Below are 25,704 nucleotides of genomic sequence, written 5' to 3'. Positions count from 1 at the left end.
AAAAAGAACAGGGTTTAAGGCATAAAGCCCAAAAGTTATTGCGAACGAGATGGCCAGGGCGTCGCCGAGGAGTAGCCGTGCATTACCAACCTAAACAAGACCTTTTACAGGGCCGCATTATTCTTGTCACCGGTGCCAGCGATGGTATCGGACGCGAAGCCGCGCAGACCTATGCACGCTATGGCGCGACCGTTATCCTGCTTGGGCGTAACGAAGAAAAACTGCGTCAGGTTGCCCGCACTATCGCCGATGAAAACGGAACACAACCACAGTGGTTTACACTGGATTTACTGACCTGTACCTCTGAAGAATGTCACCAGCTTGCACAGCGCATTGCCGCACATTTCCCACGTCTGGATGGCGTACTGCATAACGCCGGATTACTCGGCGATATTTGCCCAATGAGTGAACAAAACCCGCTGGTCTGGCAGGATGTGATGCAGGTAAATGTGAATGCCACTTTTATGCTGACTCAGGCATTGCTGCCGTTGTTACTCAAATCCGATGCCGGATCGCTGGTCTTTACCTCTTCCAGCGTTGGCCGCCAGGGACGCGCCAATTGGGGTGCATATGCCACCTCAAAATTTGCGACCGAAGGGATGATGCAGGTTCTGGCTGATGAGTATCAAAACCGTCATCTGCGCGTAAACTGTATCAATCCTGGTGGAACACGAACAGGTATGCGAGCCAGTGCATTCCCCACGGAAGATCCACAAAAATTGAAAACTCCCGCCGATATTATGCCGCTCTACCTGTGGCTGATGGGCGATGACAGCCGCCGTAAAACCGGTATGACTTTTGACGCCCAGCCGGGCCGTAAACCAGGAATTGCCCAATGAGTGAAGAACGCTATCAACAACGTCAACAGCGCGTAAAAGATCGGGTTGACGCACGCGTTGCCGCCGCTACGGACGAGCGCGGGATCATCATCGTATTCACTGGAAATGGTAAGGGTAAAACCACCGCCGCATTCGGTACCGCCACGCGCGCGGTGGGCCACGGTAAAAAAGTCGGCGTCGTACAATTTATTAAAGGTACGTGGCCAAACGGAGAACGTAACTTACTTGAACCCCACGGCGTAGAGTTTCAGGTTATGGCGACAGGATTTACCTGGGAAACGCAAAACCGTGAGTCCGACACCGCGGCCTGTATGGCCGTGTGGGAACACGGTAAGCGGATGCTGGCCGACGATAAACTGGATATGGTGGTGCTGGACGAGCTGACCTATATGGTGGCATACGACTATCTGCCGCTTGAAGAGGTCATCACTGCCCTAAACGCGCGCCCTGCCCATCAAACGGTGATTATCACCGGCCGTGGATGTCATCGCGATATTCTGGAGTTAGCGGATACGGTCAGCGAGTTGCGCCCGGTCAAGCATGCGTTTGAAGCGGGCGTGAAGGCCCAGATAGGGATTGATTACTGACAGTAGGCCGGATAAGGCGCTTGCGCCGCATCCGGCTCCACGCTAAGGCCTGATGGCGCTTTGCTTATCAGGCCCACTCATAATTAACCGTTGTTGCTACGACCACCCGGACGACGGCTGCTACCGACCTGTGAGTGCCGCTTCACCGCACGACGGATCTGATTTGCCTTCATGCGACGACGATCTTTCTCGACGGCAACTTTAGATGTCGTTTCCGGCTTCAGTTCCACCAGTTCACGCAGATAGTTGGTTTGCGCGAGGTCAAGCTCTGTCCAGCCACCACGCGGCAGGCCTTTCGGCAGCGGGATATCACCGTAACGAACACGAATAAGACGGCTTACCTGTACACCTACAGCTTCCCACAGGCGACGGACTTCACGGTTACGCCCTTCGGTCAGCGTGACGTTATACCACTGGTTGATCCCTTCACCACCGCTAAACTTGATCGTTTTAAATGCCGCCGGACCATCTTCCAGCTGTACGCCACGACTCAGATCGCGCAGTTTTGCATCATCAACCTGACCAAACACACGTACCGCATATTCACGTTCGACTTCACGGCTTGGGTGCATCAGACGGTTAGCCAGTTCACCATCGGTGGTAAACAGCAGTAAACCGCAGGTATTCACGTCCAGACGCCCTACGGCAATCCAGCGCGCATCACGCAGTTTTGGCAAACGATCGAACACGGTCGGACGACCTTCCGGGTCGTTGCGGGTACACAGTTCACCTTCTGGCTTGTAATAGGCCAGAACGCGGCAGATTTGCTCTGCAGACTCTTTAACCGAAATCAGATGACCGTCGATACGGATTTTCAGACCCGGAGTGACTTCAACGCGATCGCCGAGCGTGGCAATTTTGCCATCAACGCTCACGCGACCCGCGGCAATAATAGATTCGATTTCACGGCGAGAACCGTGGCCAGCGCGCGCCAGCACTTTTTGTAACTTTTCGCTCATAGAGCTTCCTTTAGATGTCGCCTTCACAGGCGTCGAACAGGAGAATCAACGGCGCCAGTCAGCGCCATTTTAAGGCCGCGTAGTATAGCGGTTCGCGCCCTTATAAGAAAGGTTTAACGTCGCCGACGCCTTCACGCAACACCACCGGGGAATCGTCGGTTAAATCGATGACCGTGGTCGGCTGCTGACCGAGATAGCCACCGTGGATAATCAAATCCACCAGTTTTTCCAGACGGTCTTTAATCTCTTCCGGGTCTGACTCAGTAAATTCACTGCCCGGCAGCATCAGCGATGTAGAGAGCATCGGCTCGCCCAGTGCTTCCAGCAGCGCCAGCGCAATCGGATTCGATGGCACACGCAGGCCGATGGTCTTACGTTTTTCCTGCAACAAACGGCGCGGAACTTCTTTCGTCCCTTTCAGGATGAAGGTGTAGTTACCCGGCGTGTTGTTTTTAATTAAACGGAATGCCACGTTGTCGACAAAAGAATAGGTCGACAGTTCGGACAGGTCACGACACATCAGCGTAAAGTTGTGCCCGTCCGGCAGATGACGGATGCGGCAAATGCGCTCCATGGCGCCTTTATCTTCAATTTTGCAGCCCAACGCATAGCCGGAATCGGTTGGATAGACGATCACCCCACCTTTACGCACGATTTCAACGGCCTGATTGATCAGTCGCTGCTGCGGGTTTTCGGGATGAATATAAAAAAACTGACTCATACTTTCCTCTCTGTGATCGCGGGCTGCTCCCAAAGTTGCCAGACGCCTTCTACGCCTGCGGGCAACCAAAGTTTACGGCCCAACTCAATCCATGGGCAGGGTAGATGAAAATCAGACCCTTGCGATGCCCACAGTTGATGCGAACGCGCAAGCGTCGCCAGATGGGTGCGTTCATTGGGAGACTGCTGGCACTGTGCTACTTCCATCGCGTCGCCGCGATGTTCAGCAAAATGTGCAACCAGTCTTTTCAGCCACTTAGCGCTAAGATCGTACCGCCCAGGATGAGCCAGAACAGCCTTACCGCCAGAATGATGAATGACATCAATAGCTTGTTCTATTGTACACCACTGTGGCGGAACGTAACCGGTTTTCCCACGGGCAAGATATTTTTTAAAGACATCCGCCATGGTTGTGGCTTTTCCACATTCCATCAGGAAACGCGCAAAATGGCCCCGCGTAACCGCCCCGCCATCGGCCAGGCGTAACGCCCCTTCCCAAGCGCCGGGGATATGCGCTTTGTCGAGTCGTTCGGCAATCAGGCGTGCACGCTGCTGACGACGTTCCGTTTGTTGCGCCAGAAACTCACACATCATGGGATGGGCGATATCAATGTTCAGACCCACTATATGGATCTCATGGTTTTCCCAGACCGTTGATATCTCGACGCCAGGGATCAAATTTAAGGCTAAACCTGAACGTGAAATTTCTTCTCTTGCCGCCGCAATGCCGGCCGTGGTGTCATGATCGGTGATCGCCAGTGTACCGACTCGCATCTCTACCGCACGGTGTACTAAGGCTTCTGGCGTTAATCGCCCATCGGAGGCTGTAGTATGACTGTGCAGGTCATAAATCACTGCGTAATTCGTGTCGCTCAAGGCGGCTCCCGTTTCAATAAATGTCGTATCACGCCCATCATAGCGGTTTCGACAAATATACTGAAATCAGGTGTTGACTTTATTCCACCGAACTAGTTAACTAGTACGCAAGTTCACATGAAGAAGGTATCTGAGATGAAAGCAACATTTGTTCTGCACGGTTGGTGGCGCACTTCCTGATTTCGGGCAGTGTCTTACGTCTGCAATATGCAACCAGATACCCGGCCCGCCAAATGAGCGGGCTTTTTTTTGAACAAAATTAATGAGAATAACGATGCAAACTCAAAAACCGACACTCGAACTGCTTGCCTGCGATGCCGCCTACCGTGAGAATCCGACGGCGCTGTTTCATCAAGTGTGTGGCGCACGTCCAGCAACACTGCTGCTGGAATCTGCAGATATCGACAGCAAAGACGATCTGAAGAGCCTGCTGCTGGTCGACAGCGCATTACGCATTACCGCTCTCGGTGACACTGTCACTATTCAGGCATTGTCCGCAAACGGCGCATCGCTGCTGTCGCTGCTGGATGTTGCCCTGCCCGCTGGCGTTGAGAACGAACAACAGCCGAATGGTCGTCATCTGCGATTCCCTGCCGTCAGCCCTCTGCTCGATGAAGACGCCCGCTTATGCTCCCTGTCCGTATTTGATGCATTCCGTTTATTGCAGGAGCTGGTTAATGTTCCAGCGCAAGAACGTGAAGCGATGTTCTTCGGCGGTCTGTTTTCTTACGATCTGGTTGCCGGTTTTGAAGATTTACCTCAGCTTGAAGCGGGCAACCGTTGCCCTGACTACTGCTTCTATCTGGCAGAAACGCTGATGGTTATCGACCACCAGACAAAAAGCACCCGTATTCAGGCCAGTATTTTTACCCCCAATGATGCGGAAAAACAGCGTCTTAATGCTCGTCTGGCGCAATTGAGCCAGCAGCTTACCGAGCCTGCGCCGCCGTTGCCGGTCACTGAAGTCCCGCAGATGCGCTGCGAGTGCAATCAGAGCGATGAAGAGTTTGGCGCCGTAGTTCGTGGCATGCAAAAAGCGATTCGCGCGGGCGAAATTTTCCAGGTGGTGCCATCCCGCCGTTTCTCGCTGCCCTGCCCATCTCCGCTGGCGGCCTACTATGTGCTGAAGAAAAGTAACCCCAGCCCATACATGTTTTTCATGCAGGACAACGATTTCACGCTGTTTGGCGCCTCCCCGGAAAGCTCGCTGAAATATGATGCCACCAGCCGCCAGATAGAGATCTACCCGATTGCTGGTACTCGCCCGCGCGGTCGTCGTGCGGACGGTTCGCTTGATCGCGATCTCGACAGCCGTATCGAGCTGGAGATGCGTACCGACCATAAAGAGCTTTCTGAGCACCTGATGCTGGTTGACCTTGCGCGTAACGACCTGGCGCGCATCTGTACGCCTGGCAGCCGCTATGTTGCTGACCTCACAAAAGTCGATCGCTACTCCTTCGTTATGCACCTGGTTTCGCGCGTGGTCGGCGAGCTGCGTAGCGATCTGGATGTGCTGCACGCTTACCGCGCCTGTATGAATATGGGCACGTTAAGCGGAGCGCCAAAAGTTCGCGCCATGCAGCTTATCGCCGAGGCCGAGGGTCGTCGCCGTGGCAGCTACGGCGGTGCGGTAGGTTACTTCACGGCGCATGGCGATCTGGATACCTGTATTGTCATTCGCTCCGCCCTCGTGGAAGACGGTATTGCCACCGTACAAGCCGGTGCCGGGATTGTTCTGGATTCTGTACCGCAGTCTGAAGCCGATGAAACCCGTAATAAAGCGCGCGCGGTTCTGCGTGCTATCGCTACCGCGCACCACGCACAGGAGACCTTCTAATGGCTGACATTCTGCTGCTTGATAACATCGATTCTTTTACCTATAACCTGGCGGATCAGCTGCGTACTAATGGTCACAACGTGGTGATTTACCGCAACCATATTCCGGCCCAGACGTTGATTGACCGCTTAGCAACCATGAAAAATCCGGTGCTGATGCTCTCACCAGGACCAGGCGCGCCAAGCGAGGCAGGTTGCATGCCGGAGCTGTTAACCCGTTTGCGCGGCAAGCTGCCAATCATCGGTATTTGTCTGGGACACCAGGCCATTGTTGAAGCCTATGGTGGATATGTGGGTCAGGCCGGAGAGATCCTGCACGGCAAAGCGTCCAGCATTGAACACGACGGTCAGGCGATGTTTGCTGGTCTGGCGAATCCGCTGCCGGTGGCACGCTATCATTCACTGGTTGGCAGCAACGTACCTGCTGGGTTGACCATTAACGCCCACTTTAACGGCATGGTGATGGCGGTACGTCACGATACCGATCGCGTCTGCGGCTTCCAGTTCCATCCAGAATCAATTCTGACCACCCAGGGCGCGCGTTTGCTGGAACAAACGCTGGCCTGGGCGCAACAGAAGCTTGAACAAACCAATACGCTGCAACCCATTCTGGAGAAACTGTATCAGGCCCAGACGCTGTCCCAGCAGGAAAGTCACCAGCTGTTTTCCGCAGTCGTTCGCGGTGAACTGAAGCCGGAACAACTGGCTGCGGCGCTGGTGAGCATGAAAATTCGTGGCGAACACCCGAATGAAATTGCCGGTGCGGCAACCGCGCTGCTGGAAAACGCCGCACCGTTCCCGCGCCCTGATTATCTGTTTGCCGATATTGTCGGTACCGGCGGCGACGGCAGCAACAGCATCAATATTTCTACCGCCAGCGCCTTTGTTGCGGCGGCTTGCGGACTGAAAGTTGCCAAACACGGCAACCGCAGTGTCTCCAGCAAGTCTGGCTCTTCGGATCTGTTAGCGGCATTTGGCATCAATCTGGATATGAACGCTGATAAATCCCGTCAGGCTCTAGACGACCTCGGGGTGTGCTTCCTGTTTGCGCCGAAATATCACACCGGTTTTCGCCATGCCATGCCGGTACGCCAGCAGTTGAAAACCCGCACGCTGTTTAACGTGCTCGGCCCGTTGATTAACCCGGCGCATCCGCCGCTGGCGCTGATCGGCGTTTACAGCCCGGAACTGGTGCTACCGATTGCTGAAACGCTGCGCGTGCTGGGATATCAACGAGCAGCCGTGGTGCACAGTGGTGGCATGGACGAAGTTTCGCTGCATGCGCCGACCATTGTGGCAGAGCTGCACGATGGGGAAATCAAGAGTTATCAACTGACGGCAGAAGACTTTGGTTTGACGCCTTACCACCAGGAACAGCTGGCTGGCGGCACGCCGGAAGAAAACCGTGACATTCTTAGTCGCTTGTTACAAGGTAAAGGTGAAGCCGCTCATGAAGCTGCTGTTGCCGCGAATGTCGCCATGTTAATGCGCCTGCACGGTGAAGAAGATTTAAAAGCCAATGCGCAAACCGTGATTAATGTACTGCGTAGCGGTGCGGCCTATGACCGCGTCACTGCACTGGCAGCAAGAGGGTAAATGATGCAAACCGTTTTAGCGAAAATTGTCGCAGACAAGGCGATTTGGGTAGAAGCCCGCAAACAGCAACAACCGCTGGCCAGCTTTCAAAATGATGTTCAGCCTGGCTCACGTGATTTCTACGATGCGCTGCAAGGTGCACGCACCGCCTTTATTCTGGAATGCAAAAAAGCATCTCCATCAAAAGGCGTGATCCGTGATGACTTCGACCCGGCACAGATTGCGAGCATCTATAAACATTATGCTTCCGCGATCTCCGTACTGACCGATGAGAAGTATTTCCAGGGGAGCTTTGATTTCCTGCCTATTGTCAGCCGCATCGCACCGCAGCCGATTCTGTGTAAGGACTTTATTATCGATCCTTACCAGATTTACCTGGCGCGTTTCTACCAGGCGGACGCCTGTTTGCTGATGCTGTCGGTGCTCGATGATGAGCAATATCGTCAACTCGCCGCCGTCGCCCACAGCCTGAAAATGGGCGTACTGACCGAAGTCAGTAACGAAGAAGAGCTGGAGCGTGCTATCGCACTGGGCGCCAAAGTCGTTGGTATCAACAACCGTGATTTACGCGACCTGTCGATTGATCTGAATCGCACTCGTCAACTGGCACCGCGTCTGGGTCACGGTGTGACCGTCATCAGCGAGTCCGGCATCAATACTTACGGTCAGGTGCGCGAGCTCAGCCACTTCGCCAACGGTTTTCTGATTGGCTCTGCGCTGATGTCGCATGACGATCTGCACACCGCCGTGCGTCGCGTACTGCTCGGCGAGAATAAAGTCTGCGGTTTAACCCGGGCTCAGGATGCAAATGCGGCATACGAAGCGGGCGCCATTTACGGCGGCTTGATTTTTGTCCCCACATCACCGCGCGCGGTCAACGTTGCACAGGCGCGAGAGGCCATGACCGGCGCACCGCTGCAATACGTCGGGGTGTTTCGCAACTCAGATATTACCGACGTGAGCGCAACAGCGGCGGAGCTGGGACTAACTGCCGTGCAACTGCACGGTAACGAAGACCAGTCCTATGTTGACGCCCTGCGCGACTTACTGCCCGCACAGGTGCAAATCTGGAAGGCACTCAGCGTCAGCGAGACGTTGCCAGCCCGTGATTATCAGCATGTCGATAAATACGTCTTCGACAACGGCCAGGGCGGCAGCGGTCAACGCTTCGACTGGTCACTTTTAGGCGGACAATCGCTGGATAACGTTTTACTGGCTGGCGGACTCGGCGCAGATAACTGCGTTGACGCGGCAAAAACCGGCTGTGCCGGTCTCGATTTCAATTCTGGCGTAGAGTCTCAGCCGGGCATCAAAGATGCACATCTTCTGGCTTCGGTCTTTCAGACGCTGCGCGCATATTAAGGAAAAGGACATGACAACATTACTCAATCCGTACTTTGGTGAATTTGGCGGTATGTATGTGCCACAGATTCTGATGCCTGCCCTGCGCCAGCTGGAAGAAGCTTTTGTCAGCGCACAAAAGGATCCTGAATTTCAGGCGCAGTTTACAGATCTGCTGAAAAACTATGCGGGTCGCCCAACCGCACTGACCAAGTGCCAGAACATTACTCAAGGCACCAACACGACGCTGTATCTCAAGCGCGAAGATTTACTGCACGGCGGCGCGCACAAAACCAACCAGGTGCTGGGTCAGGCGTTGTTGGCGAAGCGCATGGGTAAAACGGAAATCATCGCCGAAACAGGTGCGGGTCAGCACGGTGTTGCATCTGCTCTCGCCAGCGCACTGCTGGGGTTGAAATGCCGTATTTATATGGGCGCGAAAGATGTTGAACGTCAGTCGCCTAACGTTTTCCGTATGCGTTTGATGGGCGCTGAAGTTATCCCCGTTCACAGCGGTTCCGCGACGCTGAAAGATGCCTGTAACGAAGCGCTTCGCGACTGGTCTGGCAGCTACGATACCGCGCACTACATGCTCGGTACGGCGGCTGGTCCGCACCCCTTCCCGACCATTGTGCGTGAGTTCCAGCGCATGATCGGTGAAGAAACCAAGGCGCAGATTCTGGAAAAAGAAGGCCGTCTGCCGGACGCCGTTATCGCCTGCGTGGGCGGAGGTTCTAACGCCATCGGGATGTTCGCCGATTTTATTAATGAAACCAGCGTAGGTCTGATTGGCGTAGAGCCAGGCGGTCACGGGATTGAGTCTGGAGAACACGGCGCGCCGTTGAAGCATGGTCGTGTCGGGATTTACTTCGGCATGAAGTCCCCGATGATGCAGACCGAAGAAGGACAGATTGAAGAGTCTTACTCTATTTCTGCAGGACTGGACTTCCCGTCAGTTGGGCCACAGCATGCGTACCTGAACAGCATTGGTCGCGCTGATTATGTTTCAATCACCGATGATGAAGCACTGGAAGCCTTCAAAACGCTGTGTCTGCACGAGGGAATTATTCCGGCACTGGAGTCCTCCCATGCCCTGGCGCACGCGTTGAAAATGATGCGTGAGAATCCGGAAAAAGAGCAGTTACTGGTGGTTAATCTCTCCGGTCGCGGAGACAAAGACATTTTCACCGTACACGATATTCTGAAAGCGCGAGGGGAAATCTGATGGAACGTTACGAAAACCTGTTTGCACAGCTGAAGGACCGCAAAGAAGGCGCTTTTGTCCCCTTCGTAACCCTGGGCGATCCGTCTGTTGAGCAGTCACTGAAAATCATTGATACGCTGATTGAAGCCGGTGCCGACGCGCTTGAGCTCGGCATTCCGTTCTCCGATCCGCTGGCAGATGGCCCAACTATTCAGGAAGCCACCCTGCGTGCGTTTGCCGCCGGCGTTACACCGTCGCAATGCTTTGAAATGCTGGCGCTGATTCGCCAGAAGCATCCGACGATTCCCATTGGGTTGCTGATGTATGCCAACCTGATCTTCAGCAAGGGCATTGACGAGTTTTACACCCAGTGCGAAAAAGTGGGTGTGGATTCTGTATTAGTGGCCGATGTTCCCGTTGAAGAGTCTGCACCATTCAGAACCGCAGCGCTCCGCCACAACATCGCGCCGATTTTCATCTGCCCGCCGAACGCTGATGAAGAACTGCTACGCCAGATTGCCTCTTATGGTCGTGGCTACACTTATCTGCTTTCACGTGCAGGTGTAACCGGTGCCGAAAATCGTGCAGCATTACCGCTGCATCATCTGGTTGAAAAGCTGAAAGAATATGGTGCGCCACCTTCTTTACAGGGCTTTGGTATTTCTGCGCCTGAACAGGTCGCTGGTGCTATTGAAGCCGGTGCTGCCGGTGCAATTTCCGGCTCGGCAATTGTGAAAATCATTGAGAAAAATGTTGCGGCACCGGAACAGATGCTGGCTGAGCTGAAAGCGTTTGTCAGCACGATGAAAGCCGCCACCCACCAATAAGCTAAATCAACCGCCAGAAATTTCTGGCGGTTTTATCCTTCTTTCGTGTGCTTCATTCTATACATAGCGCTATCCGCATTCTGAATGGCCACATCAAGTTCACCATTCACCTCTGCAATCCCCCACGATACTGACAATGGCACGGTATGGCCATCCACCACAAACACATGGCTGGTCACCTGCCCACTAATACGTTGCGCGATTGCTATGGCGTCAGTAGCCTGCGATCGAAACAGCAGGATCATAAATTCATCCCCGCCGGTACGAATCACAATATCGTGACTGGTGCGGGTGTTTGACAGCATCCTGTTGGCGATAATTTGCAGCGCACGATCGCCTGCCGCGTGGCCCCAGGTGTCATTGACGGCCTTGAACTTATTACAGTCAAGTAGCACCACCGAGCAGTGTGATAAATCCCGACGCTTGATGATGTCGAGAATTCGGCGGTTAAAACAGCCGGTCAGAGTATCGATATAAACTTTTAGGTCGCTTTCGTTTAGCCATGACTTTAACGAGAAGCTAATGATGATGAAAAAGAACGGCGCCAGCAGGATAACAATCCCGGCATGTGCGTCGCGCGCCATAAAACGGCCTAATGAAAGCGAATAGTGCAGCGCATATTTCTCTGAAAAATTGCGCACCATAAAGCGGGATTGACCGGTACATTTACCGGATAAACAGAGACTCTCATTGTTGGTCAAATTCACCAATTCTACGTTCAATTCTGGTGGAATTTGGTAGTCAAATGCCTGGGCTAACGCTTCCTGCAATTCGGACTTTGAATGGTCATAGACCAGATAAGCCACGATTTGGTCTGATATCTCTTTGCCAGACAGATCGTAGATATAACTCACCACGCTGTAAGCTTTTTCACCGGTAATTTTATCGGTATAGAAATTCGTTGAGCTGAGGGCTTTATTTTTGACGTTTTTCTGCAGCAGTCGGGTATAGAAATCGACGGGGGGATAGAAAAATTGCGTGATATCCCGCGCCATTTCAGAATTAGAGAAACTGAAATTGCGCGAATCGGAAGCCATAAACCAGTAAAAATAATCTGAGTTTTTGGCGATAATATAACGATGTGCATCAAAACTGCCCGGGTTTAGCTCATTGACCATACCGCGAATAAACTCCGCCGCCGTATACATACACAGCGCGTTGTGGCTGGTTTGCTGAGCAACCATTGTCCCCGTTGCCGAATGCAGCCGCTTTGGGTCGGCGTTAATTCCCCATTCATTCTCATCCCGGGGGGCGAACTGTGAAATATCACCGCATTGATCACCCGTTTTGATATGGTGGTAGCGCTCGCCAATCGCATCGGCGATCAGCTCGTTGTCGTTAAAAATGTCCATCATGCGCGCTTGCAGGCGGTTAACACCTTCGCTGGCAGCGGCCATTCGCTGTTCATAAATAATAAACAGAAACAACGACGTAAATATCAACGTAATGAGCCCTGATACCAGCAGTGCCTGCCTGTTTCTGAGCTTATCCTGCACAATCTTCACGAGTCCACCCTGATAGTTAACAGTATTGCCAAATCAGTTACCCGTTTATGTTGTTGCATAACAGCGTTGTACGTTGATAGAGAATGTTCGCCACCCCGATGCAGGTAAGTTGATGTAGCCCGCAGCCGCGCGCTTAGGTTACAGTTTTATACAATAAAAGCACATAATTGTTAACATAAACGCAAACTAATCATCACCTTCAATAGGATACCCTGCCCGTCGAATGGCCTCGCGGCAGTCGTTTACGCCTGCGGCATAGCCCGCCTCAATCTCACAAACCGGACTTGCGCTGCAATAAGGTAGTGTAACCGGAGTCGCAATAATTTTCTCCAGCGCCTCAATTTTATCCATGTAAAGCAATAACTCACGTGCAGCACTCACGGCAAACGCTGCCGTTTGGTCTTCGGAGAACGGTTCCAGAAGTGTGATTTTTTGCTGTAGCAGATGGCGGGTCAACATCATCAGCAATACCCTCAAAGTTGGTTTGCTTAAAGAGTAGCACTACATCAAAGAGGAGAAAGGCTCGATGTTTTCCCCAGAATGTTTAAATGAAGAACGAGGGGAATGTTTCCTGGTTGCTAACCACTGTCAGGCATGCTCGGAATCTATACAGTTCAATCATCCTGGTTGTGCAGCTATTAATTAAGTTGACTTCAAAAAGTCCCTTGCGAGACACTGCTTTAAAGCATACCAAATATGGGTGAACTTGTTGAGACATCTGTTGATTAAATTAGTTGTGTTAAGCGTTGGATTTTTAAGCGCTGGGGACATACTGGCAAATACTCCGGAACAGGTAGTCACCGCTTTCCAGAGGGATTATAAATATTGGAATGACCAGTCATTTCAGAGAAATCAGAACGATGGAAAGCAAGAAGTTATGCTCCAGGCCCAGAAGGGTTGGAATGAGCTTTTGAAAAAATATACAAAACCTGGTTTTCAGGGCGAGCCTATAGCTTTTGGTTCTGAGTCTAGTCATGACCCTGAGCAAGAGAAGATCATATCGGTTCAGATTACTGAAAAAATAGCGGTCGTAACGACAAAATTATCAAGGCAGTATTATTCACCTATTTATGAATATCAGTTGTCCAAAGAAAATGATACCTGGTATCTATCTCAGATTTTTTTAGTTGATGACGATGGAAAATATCCGAGTTTGTAATAACAGTGTACTTGTACTCATTGTTTCCATACTGCCTGAGACTGTCAATCGCTGGACGACTCTGAGCGTGAAGCGGACCACACTATCTGATGAAAAGCTTCACTCATAATGTCGGGACAGCGATAAGTGAGGAACTCACGTTGTGCTTGCATCAGAATGATCTGGAATGATGGAGTTAACATCTCAATTGTTCATAGCGGCGCTGAGTGGATGCAGGATATCGCGTACTTATAAAGTTAAGGCCAGAGATTTTAATTATTACATTTTCTTTTTTAAGATAGTGGTTTTTATCTATTTTTTAGAATAGACATATCTGGCCAGACATTCTTCTTCATAACAAATCTATGAGTTAAAAAAATCTGCCATAATGACAGATTCCTTTAATCTATCATTAGAGATTTGCAACGTTATGATATACTTTTTGAACATCATCGTCATCTTCAAGGGCATCAACAAGCCCTGCAAAGACTTCTAAATCTTCTGGTGAAAGTTCAATTTCTGATTGAGCAATCATCTCTAATTCTGTGGTAGAGAATTCAGTAATCCCTGCTGCTTTTAGAGCTGCAATGCCTTTGTGAAGATCTGTAGATTCAGTATAAATAACGATGTTTCCTTCTTCTTCGGTTACATCACGAACATCTACTTCAGCATTAAGCAAAATTTCAAAAATATGATCAGGATCTGTTCCTTCGAATACAATCACTCCGGTATTGTCAAACATATAGCTGACAGAACCAGCCGCCCCGATATTCCCACCTTTTTTATTAAAAATTGAGCGGACATTAGCAATCGTACGGTTAACATTTGAAGTCAATGTTTCAGCGATAATCAGTGAGCCACTGGGACCAAAGCCTTCATAACGCCCTTGCACGAACGTTTCATCGCTGCCGCCTTTGGCTTTATCAATGGCTTTATCAATAACGTGTTTTGGAACCTGCGCTTGTTTCGCACGTTCAATAACGAATTTTAAAGATGTATTTAATTCTGGGTCTGGTTCGCCTTGTTTAGCAGCTGCATAAATTTCTACACCGAATTTTGCATATACATTAGACGTTGCACCGTCTTTAGCTGTTTTTTTAGCAACAATATTTGCCCACTTACGTCCCACTGGAATGATCTCCTCGAAAATTCATTTACATAGTCGACAGGTAAATAACCTAGCATTACATTATATCATGATGTATAAATCCTCGTCCATGAAAAATAAAATATCCAAATTTTACGATATGTTACTTTAATTTTATCAATAGTTAACATTTTGGATAAATTATCCCCTGACTATCTTCAGGTTTTTTTGTGCGTAATAAATGAACCGCAACAATAATGCATAAGAGAAGAGAAACAAAAGTGATATTCCAGATAAACACACTGGCTATTATAGTTAGCGCAGTACTGCTTATAGCGAGGTATCGACACACAAATTTTGTCAGGCCAGAGGCGCAAAATAATGGCCGTTCAAGACAACGACACGCGCGGAAAAGAATGAAAAAAACTGGTCATTTGATGACCAGTTTTGCAGAAAGGTTTTGCAGAAGAACTTAAAAACGATAACCCGCAGAGAACATAAACACCCACGGATCGAGGCGTACACTGTCTCGCTGCTGGACGCCACCCATTTTATAGCTTGCGGTGGTATCGATATCCATGTACCAGACCGACATGTTAATCAGCCAGTCGCGGTTAATCAGATAGTCCATACCGACTTGCCCTGCTGCACCCCAGGAATCTTTCAGGCTCAGATCCGATAACCCCGTTTCTTTACCGTTATCGTTAAAGCCTTCATCGAAGAAGGTCGTGTAGTTCACCCCAACACCTACGTACGGACGCAGTTTACTGCTGGAGTCACCGAAGTACCACTGCGCCATTAACGTCGGCGGTAGATGATGTACGGTGGCAATATCACCCGTTGCAGCAGTGCCGATTTTATGGCGGAACGGCGTAGCTGCCAGTAATTCAACACCGATATTGTCGGTTGCCATGTAGGTAAATGTCAGACCTAACTGCGTGTTATTGCTGACATCAAAGCCACCTAAGCTGCCCAGCGTACCACCTGCACCTTCCGTCGGCCTGACGGTGGCTGAACCTGCACGAATAAAGAATTCTCCAGCTTCATGCGCAAATGCGTTACCAGAGAGAAGAGTTGTTAAAGCCAATGCTGCAACTGTTAATTTTTTCATGTCCGCTCCATCGTTATGGTTATAAAAGCGGAACGAATATACCCACATTGGAGTAATAAGTGATCTAACATGGATCACATTGACTTTGATAATTTAACATTTATTGATCCAGATTAAGTTAGAACTTGCATTCAAAATCCAGGTTAAATTAATTCAGATCAATTTTGATATATTTTCAATGTGCAAGTACCTCCAGCTCATTGCTGATGGGTGATGGATATCTGCGCGTGATGTGCAGATAACAAACAGCGTTCATGCACGACGCTGAAGTCGTAGCCAAAAATTACTGCAGCTTTACAAAGATATGCTTTTCCATACATCGCGCGATGCTGCCACTGTAGAGTTATCCAGGGTACAATTGCCCGCAAATGAACACCTGCAAAACTCAAGGAGAGTGCATGTCTATCACGGCGAAATCCGTTTACCGTGACACGGGAAACTTTTTCCGTAATCAATTCATTACCATCTTGCTGGTATCGTTGTTGTGCGCGTTTATCACAGTGGTGTTAGGGCATGCCTTTTCCCCCACTGACGCACAAATTGCGCAACTCAGTGAAGGCGATCAGTTAACCAGCAGCGTGGGGCTGTTCGATCTGGTGCAAAACATGACCCCGGAGCAACAGCAAATTTTGCTACGCGCATCCGCAGCGTCGACGTTTTCCGGTCTGATTGGTAATGCCATCCTCGCCGGGGGCGTCATCCTGATGATTCAGCTGATTTCAGCAGGTCATCGCGTCAGCGCATTACGTGCTATCGGCGCCAGTGCGCCAGTGTTGCCGAAGCTGTTTATTCTGATTTTTTTGACTACTCTGCTGGTGCAAATCGGTATTATGCTGGTTGTTGTTCCCGGTATTCTGCTGGCGATCCTGCTGGCACTCGCACCGGTGATGTTGGTACAGGACAAAATGGGTGTCTTTGCCGCGATGCGCAACAGTATGCGTCTGGCGTGGTCGAATATGCGACTAGTTGCGCCGGCAGTGATCGGTTGGTTGCTGGCAAAAACGTTGCTGTTGCTTTTTGCGCCAAGTTTTGCAGTACTTACGCCGAATGTAGGCGCGGTATTGGCGAATACGCTGAGCAATATGATCTCCGCCGTGTTGCTGATCTATTTGTTCCGCCTGTACATGCTGATTCGCCAATAAACCCTGAACGCATTCCGGGCTTGTACCCGGTGCTTTTGATTACGGAATCGAAGAATGAAGCAGTTTCTTGATTTTTTACCGCTGGTTGTCTTCTTTGCTTTTTATAAGCTTTACGACATCTATGCGGCGACCTCGGCGCTGATTGTCGCGACGGCTGTGGTGTTGATTTACAGCTGGGTTCGCTATCGCAAGGTCGAGAAGATGGCGTTAATCACCTTTGTCCTGGTGGCCGTATTTGGTGGTTTGACTATTTTTTTCCACAACGATGAATTCATTAAGTGGAAAGTAACGGTGATTTATGGGCTGTTTGCTGGTGCTCTGCTGGTTAGCCAGTGGGTGATGAAAAAGCCGCTTATTCAACGCATGTTAGGTAAAGAGCTGACCCTGCCGCAGCCGGTGTGGTCGAAACTTAATCTAGCCTGGGCCGTCTTTTTCATCCTGTGTGGCCTGGCGAATATCTATATTGCATTTTGGCTACCGCAGAACATTTGGGTCAACTTCAAAGTGTTCGGCCTGACCGCCCTGACTTTATTCTTTACGCTGCTGAGTGGGGTCTATATTTACCGTCATCTGCCGCAAGAAGATAAATCGTAATACATGCTCGCCAGATCTGCGGATCTGGCGAATTTTTATCCCTTCGCGTTCCAAAGAGCTGACAACCTGACTTACATCTGCTCTGCACGCCGCATCACCTCTGTTCTCAACGTACAAATTCTAGTAGCATCGCGCCTGTAATCTTTCTCTATAGTCGGTTCTACAATGACAACAACGAATAACACTCCCCAGGGTGAACTGGTTTTACGCACTCTGGCCATGCCTGCCGATACCAACGCGAACGGTGATATTTTTGGCGGCTGGCTGATGTCACAAATGGATATAGGTGGCGCGATTCAGGCCAAAGAGATCGCACATGGTCGTGTGGTAACGGTGCGAGTGGAAGGGATGAGCTTTTTGCGCCCGGTCGCCGTAGGTGATGTGGTGTGTTGCTATGCGCGCTGTGTGAAACGCGGGACAACCTCGATCAGCATCAATATTGAAGTTTGGGTGAAGAAGGTCGCTTCTGAACCTATTGGGCAGCGCTATAAGGCCACCGAAGCTCTGTTTATCTACGTTGCCGTTGATAAAGACGGGAAACCGCGTCCAATTCCCACGTTGGTCTGATAGCACACGTCAGTACTGCTATCCGGCAATCATCACTCTTGATCATTGCCGGACGGCCTGATGCTTACTCGATCTGCGTTGTGCCGTTTAATTTGAAAACAATATTCACCACAAGTCCGGAACCGGGTTTACCAGCTTCATAACGCCATCTACGCATCGCGTTTTTCACTTCACGTTCAAACATATTGGCAGGCTGTGCAGACAGGATTTCCACATTTTCAACCCGGCCATCCGGCGTTACGTTAAATTTGACCTTTACCCGGCCTTCAATGCGCAGCGCCTGAGCTCGCGCCGGATACTGAGGCTGATTACGGCTTAAAGCACGTGGACCCGATGGCGCACTGACCACCGGTTTGCTGGTAGTTGCCGGCGCGGTATTGGTCATTGTGCGCGTAGGTGCCGTATTTTCCAGTGGGGAGGCCGGGCGCGGTTCTGCTGGTTTAACATCGCGTTTCGGTTGCTCTTCCACCTTTTTCACCGGTTTTGGCTTCGGTTTAGGCTTGGGCTTCGGTTTTTCAATCACCACCGGCGCCTCTTTTGGTGGCTCTGGAATCGGTTCAGGTTCCGGTTCAGGCTCGACAACGGGTTCCGGCGGCGGCTGAACGGCCTGAGGCGGTTCGAGATCGGCAGGCGCGACCATCGTGACAGAGATCGGCTGCGCTGGCGCAGGTAGTTCAATAACCTGATGTACCGAGGTATACAGCAAACCAGCCACTACGGCACCATGAATGCCGACAGACAGTAACGTTGGCCAGGGAAAGCGACGAGGTAAATCAAGGGTCATTGAAGTCATAATCGTTTCAGTAAAAAAACCAGGCCCTGATTTTAAATGCAAATAGCAATCATATTCAATAAGCCCGTGGTGCTAACTGACATTTAAAACGCGATTTTATGATAAAAAACCACTTTCAGAGTATGGCCTTAACATATCAGTTATCTTTCCGTTGCAGTTGTTAGGCCTTTCCAATAACGTTATTAACGACTTTTACCGTTCAAGGAGCTCTACCCGTGCTGTATGTTATTTACGCTCAAGATATCGCAGACTCTCTCGAAAAACGTCTTTCCGTGCGCCCTGCTCATCTGGCTCGCCTGCAACTCCTTCATGACGAAGGTCGTTTGCTCACGGCGGGCCCCATGCCAGCGGTCGACAGTAACGATCCCGGTGCGGCGGGTTTTACCGGCTCGACGGTGATTGCCGAATTTGAATCTTTGGAGGCGGCACAGGCGTGGGCAGAAGCCGATCCGTATGTTGCGGCGGGGGTTTATGCGCAGGTTTCAGTAAAACCTTACAAGAAAGTATTTTGACAAAACAAAAAGCCATTTTCATTTATAAAAATACTGAACAGTAAGCAAAATACATAGCCATTGAGGGCGCATTTAGGTGCACATTAGTCTAAACGCCCTCACTTCTCGTCTCTATGCATTAATTCAGCATATCAAAGCAATGATAAGTACCCTTATAAAAGGTAGCTACGACCGTTTATTAGCGTGTCATTGATTGTTTCTTACTCAACCTCAGTGTATTTTATTATCTGTCGAGATTAATTTGTCACAATGCAGACAGGCTGCGTTGTCACGATATACGGGATTTTAGTCAATTATGGCTTTTGATTCGTTCCGTCCCGCCTCTCCCTCTCCTAAAGCATTCCGCCATGATATCAATGGCCTGCGAGCATGGGCTGTATTAGCGGTCGTATTTTATCACTTTGGCGTACCCGGATTTAGCGGTGGCTTTATCGGCGTTGATGTTTTTTTTGTTATATCAGGTTTCCTGATGACCGCCATCATCGTGAACGGCCTTGAACGTGGCAATTTTTCATTATGGAGTTTCTATCTGGCACGTGCCAGACGAATTATTCCTGCCTTAATTGCATTATGTAGCACGTTACTTTTCTTGGGTTGGTTTTGGTTGCCCACCGCTGATTATCATGTGCTGGCAACCAATGCGATCACAGCGCTTACTTTTGTTTCCAATCTCAAGTTTTGGCGTGAAGCGGGTTATTTCGATATCACTTCCAGAGAAAACTGGTTGCTGCACACATGGTCTCTTTCGGTGGAGTGGCAATTTTACATTTTGTTGCCTGTTGGCTGCATTTTACTCTGGCGCTGGTTTGGCCGGGAGGGTGTTAAGTTTGCACTTATCGCCGCAGGCGTACTGTCATTAGTTCTATCAATTTACGTGAGCCCTCGACTCCCAGGTAGTGCGTTTTATCTACTCCCCACCCGCATTTGGGAATTATTAGCTGGAGGAGGTGTATGGTGGCTAACTCGTCGGCATTCTATGTCGCAACGCCCAGCCCGGATACTAGAGTTGGTGGGTTTTATTTTAATTGCCCTGTCAGTCACACTCCTGGATGCGACACGACCATGGCCGGGAAGTTATGCCGTGGTCCCTGTGCTGGGGACCGTGCTGGTTCTTGCGGCTAATCGCCAGCGATCATTTTTTACATCTACGGCAATTTTTCGCCAGATAGGTGCCAGTTCTTATTCAATTTATCTGTGGCACTGGCCGCTTGCGGTGCTGCTTAGTTATGCCGACAAACATCACAATCCCTGGTGGATTGCTACTGGCATTGTAATGAGTGTGCTATTGGGAAAGATCTCTTTATTGCTCGTAGAGATTCCGACACGCAAACAGCTTGCGCTAACCCCTGCACGCAAACAGAGCTGGATACTATTACTGTTAATTTTGAGCACTGGTGGAATGGCCGCAGGGGCTCGTTATCAGCAAGTCGATGGTAGAATTAACCCGGCAATTGAATTAGCGATGATCCCGAAACTTGATTACGCAGTCCGATTTGAAAAATGTCTGCTCGCGCCGGGTAAAGGAAGCGAGTCTCCTATGTGCAGATATGGCAAAGGAGAGTTAACGGCCATTGTCCTGGGAGACAGTCATGCAAGCATGCTGGTTTCAGCTGTCGCAGAGGCTGCACCCGGTGCGGTTGTTGAGATGACCTATGCGAGCTGTCCGACAGTGTTAGGCATGAAACGAAGAGAGGATATTAATGATGACTGTAAACTTTTTAATGATCGAGCTATTAATTTACTAAATAATGAATATAAAAATAAACTCGTCTTTATCGCCAACAGAAGCAGCCTCGCTATCCTGGGACAAAATGAAAAGGACGATTTTTTTAATATTCCTATGGGATTTTTTGATACACCGAATGAACACCCCAATCAGAATTTAACACAGCAGTTTAGCCAGAAACTCGTAAAAACTCTGTGTTCCATAGAGAATAGTCAGAGGGTATTTCTGGTCCGCCCTATTCCTGAAATGGCAGTCGATGTGCCTAATACAATGGCCAGGGCACTGATGTTTGGTAAGTCAGACAGTACAGTATCTATTTCTCTCGATGAATATTACCAGCGACAAACAGCCATTTGGGCAGCACAAGATGAGGCGGCCCTGCGCTGCGGGGTCAATATTCTCAATCCGTTACCCTATCTTTGCAAGGATGGGCGGTGTTGGGGAGATGCTGGTGGACGTCCACTTTACTCAGACAGTAACCACCTAAGTGCATTTGGCAGTACGCTTTTACTCCCCATGTTTCAACGCGCATTTAAACAAGCAGAACATACCGAGGCAACTAACGCCCTGCAACTTTGACGCTTGACCAGAAACATGGGGATCATATCCATTCGGATACTAATATTCACTCAAGTAAAAAAGCCGCAGATAGCGGCTTTAGTTGTTACTTTTTCTCGTCAGTGTAGCGACGAGCGTTGTCAAAAAGATTTGTACACATAATGACCTCCCTCAAAAGACAATAAACTAACAGAATAGGATAACGGGTAATACCTGACCACACTATTATGAACCACTAGCCCCAGAATGTAGAATCATCGTATTGATAATAAAAAGAAAAGTATAATCAGCGAGAAATTTACGCTGCCGTTTTTTCAACAGTTCTTTCTTGAAACAACGGTGCTTTATTCATTACGTCTGGGATGCACCCGGTTTTAACAATCACACCAGGATTACCAACAACGATAGAAAAAGGCGGGATACTTTCGGTCACAAACGCCCCGGCAGCAATTTTACTCCCTTGCCCAATGATAACCCCGCCGACGATGACAGCATTTGGACCAATCCAAACTTCATCTTCAATAATGGGGTAACCCGTGATGCGGGTTCCTGCTCCCTGAATAGTATCTCGCTGACCGATGGTTACACCATGAAATAAGGTAACGTTCTTTCCAATTCTTGCACTCGGCGATATCACTCTCCCCCAGCCATGAGTGATAGCCAACCCGGCACCAACCTGTGTGCTCGATGGAAAATCCATCGAGCCCATGTGAGCAGCACACCGATGCAAGATCTTAAATGGATAGAGCATGATACGCAGCGGTGTGCGCGAAACCGCACAGTATTGGCATAAAAGCATCATCACAATGATACGGAATGTTCTGCTAATTACTGTACCAATTATTAGTTTACTCCATGAGAAATAACCAAATTCACGGTGGGTATCGGCTTTAATTTTGTCGAATACCATCATACTGTCTCGTTGTTTAATCGTTAAAATGTATCAGTTCTCACTGAAATAAAAACATATTTTCTTGTCACCAGCATTCTTCTTTTCGAGTAGATACGGCACCTGAAAGATGACAATAATATAAATAATGAAATGGTTATCTCTTACCTGGACCAAAAACAATAATGACGGCAGGAAAGTATTTAAGAATCAATACGGGAAAACAGACATTGGGCACCGCCAGCGGTGCCCTTTTGGGATCAGATGCTGTGGATCGCAAACAACAACGAGTTACGCTGGTGGTTGAGAACGCACTTCCTGATGGTATGGATACGCATATTACGACGCGATTGTCCTTCAAGCCAACGTGCTTTACGGCGGCTAGCCTGACGCAGCATCCGCCAGCGTCCCACTTCCGTTCTACTACGCTTCATGTTAACTACTCTTCCAGTCACTGAGCGGCCATTATAACGCCAGACCGAATGCAGACCAGTGGTTTTCCCGTGTTTTTATTTGCCAGATTAATCCTGATGCGTAAACTCTTAACAATACGCTTTCAAAAGGATTTTTAAATTTATGACAACCTTCTACACCGTGGTGAGTTGGCTGGTCATTCTGGGTTACTGGGTACTCATTGCTGGCGTAACGTTACGCATTCTGATGAAGCGACGCGCAGTGCCCTCCGCAATGGCCTGGCTGTTGATCATCTACATTCTGCCATTGGTAGGAATTATTGCTTATCTGTCCTTTGGTGAACTTCACCTGGGTAAGCGACGTGCCGAACGCGCCCGGGCGATGTGGCCTTCAACCGCCAAATGGCTGAACGACCTCAAGGCCTGCAAGCATATTTTTGCCCAGGAAAACAGCAGCGTCGCCTCTTCGTTATTTAAACTGTGCGAGCGTCGTCAGGGTATAGCTGGCGTAAAGGGAAACCAGCTGCAGTTGCTCACCAGTTCAGATGACGTGATGCAGGCGCTGATCCGTGATATTCAGCTGGCGCGCCACAACATCGAAATGGTGTTCTACATATGGCAGCCAGGCGGTATGGCCGATCAGGTAGCCGAGTCGTTAATGGCTGCCGCGAGGCGTGGCATTCACTGTCGCCTGATGTTGGACTCCGCCGGCAGCGTGGCGTTCTTCCGCAGCCCTTGGGCAGCGATGATGCGTAACGCAGGTATCGAGGTTGTAGAAGCGCTGAAGGTGAACCTGATGCGTGTATTTTTACGCCGTATGGACCTGCGTCAGCACCGCAAAATGATCATGATCGATAACTACATTGCTTATACCGGCAGCATGAACATGGTCGACCCGCGTTTCTTCAAACAAGATGCGGGCGTCGGGCAATGGGTTGATTTAATGGCGAGAATGGAAGGTCCTGTCGCCACTGCTATGGGCATTGTCTATTCCTGCGACTGGGAAATTGAGACCGGAAAGCGCATTTTGCCTCCGCCACCGGACGTCAATATCATGCCGTTTGAGCAGGCCAGCGGCCACACCATTCACACTATCGCCTCGGGTCCTGGTTTCCCTGAAGATTTGATTCATCAGGCGCTGCTAACCGCTGCTTATTCAGCGCGTGAATATTTAATTATGACCACCCCCTACTTCGTCCCCAGCGACGATCTGTTGCACGCGATCTGCACGGCAGCGCAGCGTGGGGTTGACGTCAGTATCATTCTTCCACGTAAAAATGACTCCCTGCTGGTTGGCTGGGCAAGCCGGGCCTTTTTCACCGAGCTGCTGGCGGCTGGCGTTAAAATTTATCAGTTCGAAGGTGGCTTGCTGCACACCAAGAGCGTACTGGTCGATGGCGAGCTGAGCCTGGTCGGTACGGTTAACCTGGATATGCGCAGTCTGTGGCTCAATTTTGAAATCACGCTGGTCATTGATGATGCCGGATTCGGTGGCGATCTCGCGGCAGTACAGGATGATTATATTTCGCGTTCCCGCCTGCTTGATGCCCGTTTGTGGGTAAAACGACCACTCTGGCAGCGGATAGCAGAGCGACTGTTTTACTTCTTTAGTCCGTTGCTGTAAAACGTGCCCATCAGACAGTAAACAGGTAGTCATTATGGATATGGATTTGAACAATCGCCTGACCGAAGACGAAACGCTTGAGCAGGCTTATGACATTTTTCTCGAACTGGCTGCGGACAATCTGGATCCAGCCGACATCATTCTGTTCAATTTGCAGTTTGAAGAGCGTGGCGGTGCCGAGTTGTTCGATCCGGCAGAAGACTGGCAGGAGCATGTTGATTTTGACCTGAACCCTGACTTCTTTGCCGAGGTGGTGATTGGTCTGGCAGATACAGAAGACGGCGAGATTAACGATATTTTCGCGCGCGTTTTATTATGTCGCGAAAAAGATCATAAGCTCTGCCATATTCTCTGGCGCGAATAATCAAACAAAAAAGCTGCTCTCGCAGCTTTTTTCATTTTTAACCCGGCAGTTTACTTCCACAGCGGTTACAAAATTGCGCACTATGTTCGTGCTGCGCCTGCTGGCACTGCGGACATTTTCGTTGGTGCCCGCGCTGCTGGAACGCACTGCTCATGTGCGTGGTAATCAATCCCGTCGGTATTGCAATCACCGAGTAACCAATCAGGATAAGCACAGACGCCACCATGCGCCCCAACGGTGTGTGCGGCGTGATATCACCATAGCCGACGGTGGTTACAGTAACAATCGCCCAATACACCGACGCATTCAGCGTAGTAAACCCATATTTTGGCCCTTCAATCAGATACATCATCGCGCCAAAAACCACCATCAGGATGGCAATAAAGGAATAGAACAGCATCAGCTGATGTCGGGCGCTTTTTAACGCATTCCAGAACACCCGCAGAGAAGGCATAAAGCGCAGCAGCTTGAGAATACGCAGGACGCGCAGGACACGCATCGCTCGCCAGGCGAAAACATAGCTCAGACTGATTTCCGGCCATAGCCACATCACATACAGCGGCAGAATGGTGGCAAGGTCAATTATCCCCCAGAAGCTGAACACATATTTAGCGGGGTTGGCCCAGCAACATAAGCGCAGAAGATATTCGAGGGTGAAGACCAGAGTAATAAAGATCTCCAGCCAGACAAAAACGCGCCATTCCTCAAAGGTTAAATGGTATTGCGTCCCTACTCCGGACTCAATGAAGATAACGATAACGCTGAGCAAGGCAAATAGCGCACACATACCTTCAAAGCGACGCCCTGAACGGGTGTTTAAATCAAATAATTTGCGATAGAGCGCACGGCGGACAGAAGAGACTAAACCTGGCACAGATACCTCACCAAAAAAAGGG

The 25,704-nt window shown here is 49.9% G+C and carries 27 protein-coding genes, 1 pseudogene and 1 other annotated feature; of the genes and pseudogenes, 17 read left to right on the top strand and 11 right to left on the bottom strand.

The window, feature by feature from the left end; genetic code table 11:
• The first annotated feature begins 77 nt into the window (after nt 1-77).
• On the top strand, nt 78-839 hold the full coding sequence (locus tag OGY67_RS04405; protein WP_048216262.1) for a YciK family oxidoreductase: 762 nt from the start codon (nt 78-80) through the stop codon (nt 837-839).
• Nucleotides 836-1,426: a cob(I)yrinic acid a,c-diamide adenosyltransferase gene (gene cobO / locus OGY67_RS04400; protein ID WP_032943609.1), complete on the top strand. Its 591-nt coding sequence runs from the start codon at nt 836-838 to the stop codon at nt 1,424-1,426. The genes OGY67_RS04405 and cobO overlap by 4 nt, the downstream gene beginning before the upstream one ends.
• A gap of 83 nt (nt 1,427-1,509) precedes the next feature.
• Here the strand turns inward: cobO and rluB are convergent, their stop codons facing one another.
• The 3 genes from rluB to rnm form a co-directional block, all read right to left on the bottom strand.
• On the bottom strand, nt 1,510-2,385 hold the full coding sequence (gene rluB / locus OGY67_RS04395) for a 23S rRNA pseudouridine(2605) synthase RluB (RefSeq protein ID WP_003020625.1): 876 nt from the start codon (nt 2,383-2,385) through the stop codon (nt 1,510-1,512).
• Between the two features lie 100 nt (nt 2,386-2,485).
• Nucleotides 2,486-3,106, bottom strand: a complete 621-nt coding sequence (locus OGY67_RS04390) for an L-threonylcarbamoyladenylate synthase (protein ID WP_003833336.1) — start codon at nt 3,104-3,106, stop codon at nt 2,486-2,488.
• The gene (rnm, locus tag OGY67_RS04385; RefSeq protein ID WP_060682125.1) at nt 3,103-3,981 is read right to left on the bottom strand and encodes an RNase RNM; all 879 of its coding nucleotides are present in this window, start codon (nt 3,979-3,981) and stop codon (nt 3,103-3,105) included. The genes OGY67_RS04390 and rnm overlap by 4 nt, the downstream gene beginning before the upstream one ends.
• 135 nt (nt 3,982-4,116) lie before the next feature.
• Here rnm and trpL point away from each other — a divergent pair, with 135 nt between their 5' ends.
• The 6 genes from trpL (at nt 4,117) to trpA (ending at nt 10,785) form a co-directional block, all read left to right on the top strand.
• The gene (gene trpL, locus OGY67_RS04380; protein WP_012905981.1) at nt 4,117-4,161 is read left to right on the top strand and encodes a trp operon leader peptide; all 45 of its coding nucleotides are present in this window, start codon (nt 4,117-4,119) and stop codon (nt 4,159-4,161) included.
• Nucleotides 4,138-4,232: a sequence feature (Trp leader region), on the top strand. Its footprint overlaps the gene before it by 24 nt.
• Before the next feature lie 23 nt (nt 4,233-4,255).
• Nucleotides 4,256-5,818, top strand: a complete 1,563-nt coding sequence (locus tag OGY67_RS04375) for an anthranilate synthase component 1 (protein WP_032943611.1) — start codon at nt 4,256-4,258, stop codon at nt 5,816-5,818.
• Nucleotides 5,818-7,413: a bifunctional anthranilate synthase glutamate amidotransferase component TrpG/anthranilate phosphoribosyltransferase TrpD gene (trpD, locus tag OGY67_RS04370; RefSeq protein ID WP_003020639.1), complete on the top strand. Its 1,596-nt coding sequence runs from the start codon at nt 5,818-5,820 to the stop codon at nt 7,411-7,413. The genes OGY67_RS04375 and trpD overlap by 1 nt, the downstream gene beginning before the upstream one ends.
• A gap of 3 nt (nt 7,414-7,416) precedes the next feature.
• Nucleotides 7,417-8,775 carry a bifunctional indole-3-glycerol-phosphate synthase TrpC/phosphoribosylanthranilate isomerase TrpF gene (trpCF, locus tag OGY67_RS04365; RefSeq protein WP_286573802.1) on the top strand — a complete coding sequence of 453 codons (1,359 nt, stop codon included), beginning with the start codon at nt 7,417-7,419 and terminating at the stop codon, nt 8,773-8,775.
• Between the two features lie 10 nt (nt 8,776-8,785).
• Entirely contained in the window at nt 8,786-9,979 is a 1,194-nt protein-coding gene (gene trpB / locus OGY67_RS04360; protein ID WP_003020645.1) for a tryptophan synthase subunit beta, read from the top strand.
• Nucleotides 9,979-10,785 carry a tryptophan synthase subunit alpha gene (trpA, locus tag OGY67_RS04355; protein WP_128611644.1) on the top strand — a complete coding sequence of 269 codons (807 nt, stop codon included), beginning with the start codon at nt 9,979-9,981 and terminating at the stop codon, nt 10,783-10,785. Before trpB ends, trpA begins: the two co-directional genes overlap by 1 nt.
• A gap of 32 nt (nt 10,786-10,817) precedes the next feature.
• Here the strand turns inward: trpA and OGY67_RS04350 are convergent, their stop codons facing one another.
• Both OGY67_RS04350 and OGY67_RS04345 read right to left on the bottom strand, forming a co-directional pair.
• Entirely contained in the window at nt 10,818-12,290 is a 1,473-nt protein-coding gene (locus OGY67_RS04350; RefSeq protein ID WP_111465493.1) for a GGDEF domain-containing protein, read from the bottom strand.
• A gap of 186 nt (nt 12,291-12,476) precedes the next feature.
• Nucleotides 12,477-12,752, bottom strand: coding sequence for a hypothetical protein (locus OGY67_RS04345; protein WP_003833349.1), 276 nt, complete (start codon nt 12,750-12,752; stop codon nt 12,477-12,479).
• A 259-nt stretch (nt 12,753-13,011) separates the two neighbouring features.
• On the opposite strand from OGY67_RS04345, the gene OGY67_RS04340 reads away from it, so the two are divergent.
• Nucleotides 13,012-13,449 carry a hypothetical protein gene (locus OGY67_RS04340; protein ID WP_223240868.1) on the top strand — a complete coding sequence of 146 codons (438 nt, stop codon included), beginning with the start codon at nt 13,012-13,014 and terminating at the stop codon, nt 13,447-13,449.
• A 391-nt stretch (nt 13,450-13,840) separates the two neighbouring features.
• On the opposite strand, the gene OGY67_RS04335 is transcribed toward OGY67_RS04340, so the two are convergent.
• Nucleotides 13,841-14,557 carry a YebC/PmpR family DNA-binding transcriptional regulator gene (locus OGY67_RS04335; RefSeq protein WP_003020658.1) on the bottom strand — a complete coding sequence of 239 codons (717 nt, stop codon included), beginning with the start codon at nt 14,555-14,557 and terminating at the stop codon, nt 13,841-13,843.
• A 430-nt stretch (nt 14,558-14,987) separates the two neighbouring features.
• Nucleotides 14,988-15,626 (bottom strand): outer membrane protein OmpW, encoded by a 639-nt coding sequence (ompW, locus tag OGY67_RS04330; protein WP_003833354.1) that lies wholly within the window; start codon nt 15,624-15,626, stop codon nt 14,988-14,990.
• Between the two features lie 292 nt (nt 15,627-15,918).
• On the opposite strand from ompW, the pseudogene OGY67_RS04325 reads away from it, so the two are divergent.
• The 4 genes and pseudogenes from OGY67_RS04325 to yciA all read left to right on the top strand — a co-directional run.
• Nucleotides 15,919-15,996, top strand: a pseudogene (locus OGY67_RS04325) (YkgJ family cysteine cluster protein); the annotation flags it as partial.
• Nucleotides 15,997-16,024: 28 nt separating this feature from the next.
• Complete coding sequence (locus OGY67_RS04320) at nt 16,025-16,768, top strand: YciC family protein (protein ID WP_003020663.1); 744 nt, start codon at nt 16,025-16,027, stop codon at nt 16,766-16,768.
• 54 nt (nt 16,769-16,822) lie between these two features.
• Nucleotides 16,823-17,362: a septation protein A gene (locus OGY67_RS04315; RefSeq protein WP_003020667.1), complete on the top strand. Its 540-nt coding sequence runs from the start codon at nt 16,823-16,825 to the stop codon at nt 17,360-17,362.
• 165 nt (nt 17,363-17,527) lie between these two features.
• Nucleotides 17,528-17,929: an acyl-CoA thioester hydrolase YciA gene (gene yciA / locus OGY67_RS04310; RefSeq protein WP_008784945.1), complete on the top strand. Its 402-nt coding sequence runs from the start codon at nt 17,528-17,530 to the stop codon at nt 17,927-17,929.
• A gap of 64 nt (nt 17,930-17,993) precedes the next feature.
• On the opposite strand, the gene tonB is transcribed toward yciA, so the two are convergent.
• Nucleotides 17,994-18,722, bottom strand: coding sequence for a TonB system transport protein TonB (tonB, locus tag OGY67_RS04305; RefSeq protein ID WP_168150127.1), 729 nt, complete (start codon nt 18,720-18,722; stop codon nt 17,994-17,996).
• A gap of 215 nt (nt 18,723-18,937) precedes the next feature.
• Here tonB and OGY67_RS04300 point away from each other — a divergent pair, with 215 nt between their 5' ends.
• Nucleotides 18,938-19,234 (top strand): YciI family protein, encoded by a 297-nt coding sequence (locus OGY67_RS04300; protein ID WP_003020675.1) that lies wholly within the window; start codon nt 18,938-18,940, stop codon nt 19,232-19,234.
• A 295-nt stretch (nt 19,235-19,529) separates the two neighbouring features.
• A complete protein-coding gene (locus tag OGY67_RS04295; protein ID WP_234691994.1) occupies nt 19,530-21,539 on the top strand; it encodes an acyltransferase family protein in 2,010 nt (669 codons plus the stop codon).
• Nucleotides 21,540-21,816: 277 nt separating this feature from the next.
• On the opposite strand, the gene OGY67_RS04290 is transcribed toward OGY67_RS04295, so the two are convergent.
• Together OGY67_RS04290 and OGY67_RS04285 are read right to left on the bottom strand one after the other, a co-directional pair.
• A complete protein-coding gene (locus tag OGY67_RS04290) occupies nt 21,817-22,431 on the bottom strand; it encodes a serine acetyltransferase (protein ID WP_286573547.1) in 615 nt (204 codons plus the stop codon).
• A gap of 236 nt (nt 22,432-22,667) precedes the next feature.
• A complete protein-coding gene (locus OGY67_RS04285; RefSeq protein WP_122984013.1) occupies nt 22,668-22,841 on the bottom strand; it encodes a YciY family protein in 174 nt (57 codons plus the stop codon).
• A gap of 142 nt (nt 22,842-22,983) precedes the next feature.
• Between OGY67_RS04285 and cls the strand changes: the two genes are divergently transcribed.
• Nucleotides 22,984-24,444, top strand: coding sequence for a cardiolipin synthase (gene cls / locus OGY67_RS04280; protein ID WP_003020687.1), 1,461 nt, complete (start codon nt 22,984-22,986; stop codon nt 24,442-24,444).
• 34 nt (nt 24,445-24,478) lie between these two features.
• Nucleotides 24,479-24,808 carry an HI1450 family dsDNA-mimic protein gene (locus OGY67_RS04275; protein ID WP_003020691.1) on the top strand — a complete coding sequence of 110 codons (330 nt, stop codon included), beginning with the start codon at nt 24,479-24,481 and terminating at the stop codon, nt 24,806-24,808.
• A gap of 37 nt (nt 24,809-24,845) precedes the next feature.
• Here OGY67_RS04275 and OGY67_RS04270 read toward each other — a convergent pair whose 3' ends face one another.
• Nucleotides 24,846-25,682, bottom strand: a complete 837-nt coding sequence (locus OGY67_RS04270; protein WP_003833361.1) for an ion transporter — start codon at nt 25,680-25,682, stop codon at nt 24,846-24,848.
• Between the last annotated feature and the right edge of the window lie 22 nt (nt 25,683-25,704).

The organism is Citrobacter sp. Cpo015, assembly GCF_030333035.1.
Classification (GTDB): Bacteria; Pseudomonadota; Gammaproteobacteria; order Enterobacterales; family Enterobacteriaceae; genus Citrobacter; species Citrobacter portucalensis.
This window is presented reverse-complemented; position numbering and strand designations above follow the sequence as displayed.